Source organism: Actinomycetes bacterium (genome assembly GCA_024222295.1).
GTDB lineage: Bacteria > Actinomycetota > Acidimicrobiia > Acidimicrobiales > Microtrichaceae > JAAEPF01.
Genome location: JAAEPF010000069.1, coordinates 1 through 1,705 on the forward strand (window position 1 = coordinate 1; position 1,705 = coordinate 1,705).

General features: G+C 68.4%; 1 protein-coding gene. It reads right to left on the reverse strand.

All coding sequences use genetic code 11. The features are described from left to right. The coding region (locus GY812_16360; GenBank protein ID MCP4437056.1) for a hypothetical protein at nt 1–1,705 on the reverse strand (1,705 nt) is incomplete at both ends.

Below are 1,705 nucleotides of genomic sequence, written 5' to 3' on the forward strand. Positions count from 1 at the left end.
CCTCGACCGGGTCGGGGTCGACCGGGTCGCCACCGTCACCGGCGGGGGTGTAGGTGATCTCCAGGTTGAAGGTGCTGCGCGCCGCGTAGCCGTGCACGGCCACGTAGAAGATGCCGCCGGCGGCCACCGAGCAGTTCTCGTTGCTGCCGTTCTTGTAGGGGCGGCAGTCGTAGGCGCCGGCCGTGGGCTGCGCGTTGCTGCGGACGTAGAGGTCGGCGTCGCCGGTGCCGGTCATGGTGATGGTGGCGCGGGTGTTGGCCTTGGCCTCGAAGGGACCGTAGTAGCTCCACTGGTTGCGCGTGACCGTGCCGCTCTTGTTCTCGACCGTGGGGCCCTCCTGGCCGATGGACAGGTTGTAGATGGTCTGGATGTCGCTGAACTTGATCTTGCCGCCGGCGATGCGACCGCTCTCACGGGTGGAGATGGGCAGCCACAGGAAGTCGGGGTGGGCGCGCTTGCTGGAGCCCAGCCACTCGCCGCCCTGCAGCTTGCCGTCCTGGCCGGCCTCGAGCACGTACTCGTAGCGGTCGGTGTGGGTGTAGCGGTCGATGTTGGCGCCCAGGTGACCGTCCTGGCTGGCCGGGCTCTCGGAGATGTAGTCCACCTCGGTGCGCACGTGGAAGAAGCGCTTGGCGTTGGGGTTGAAGCGGTAGTTGGCGTCCATCGCGCCGCCGGCGTTGACCTTGACCTCGAAGTTGCTGTTCTGGGCGTAGCCGTTGACCGAGACGAAGACCTGGGTGGCGCCCTCGGGGGCGGTCAGCTCGCAGAGCTCGTTGCTGCCGCCGGTGTAGGGGCGGCAGGTGTAGCTGCCCGTGGTGGGCTGGGCGGCGAAGTGCACGTAGATGTCGGCGTCGCCGTCACCGGTCATCTCGGCGCGCACGCTGGCGCCGGCCTCGACCGCGAAGGGGCCGAGGTGCTGCCACTGGTTCTGCGCCAGCTGGCCGCTGATCTCCTCGCTCACACCACCGGTGGGCTTCACGCCGACCAGGGCGTTGGCCTCGGCGGCGGTGACCTCTTCGAGCTTGGTGACGCGGTAGGCGCGCAGGGGCTGGTTCCACACCTCGTCGTCGAAGGTGCGGTCCTCGACGAAGCTCTCCTGGCGGATGCCGAGGTAGTTGGTCAGCAGCACGTGGTAGGTGGCCGGGTTGGTGTCGATGCAGGTGCCCGTCTCGGAGGGGCGACCGAACTCGTCGTAGGTGATCTCGTCGCGGCCGTCGTCGTCGTTGCAGCGGGTGCTGACGAACTTGGTCTCGATGTCCTCGTTGGCGAGGGTGAGCAGGGCCTTGATGTCGTTGACCTTGAAGGTCACGCCGTTGTGGGTGACCGGCTCGCGGGGCTCCTCGTAGAGGATGGCGGCGGGGGCCCAGGCGTGGCAGATGCCGAACCAGGTGGGGATGCAGCGGCCGGTCTCGGCGCCGGTGCGCTTGGCGCAGGCCTCACCGAGCTGGCTGTCACACTCGCTGCTCTCCGTGCACGCCTTGGAGCTGCTGCGGGAGTCGATGCCGTGGTGGCGGCTGACCGCGTCGGTGATGTTCTCGACGCCGAAGGCCTCGCCGTACTTCTCCGAGGGGCTCGGGTTGTCGCCGTCCCAGCGGTAGTTGATGTTGTCCTGGTAGGTGGGCCAGTAGTTGCCGGCCCAGGGCGCGACGTCGGCGGCGCCCGTGCGGGGCAGCTGGTCGATCTCGAAGACGAGGTCGTCGTCGAA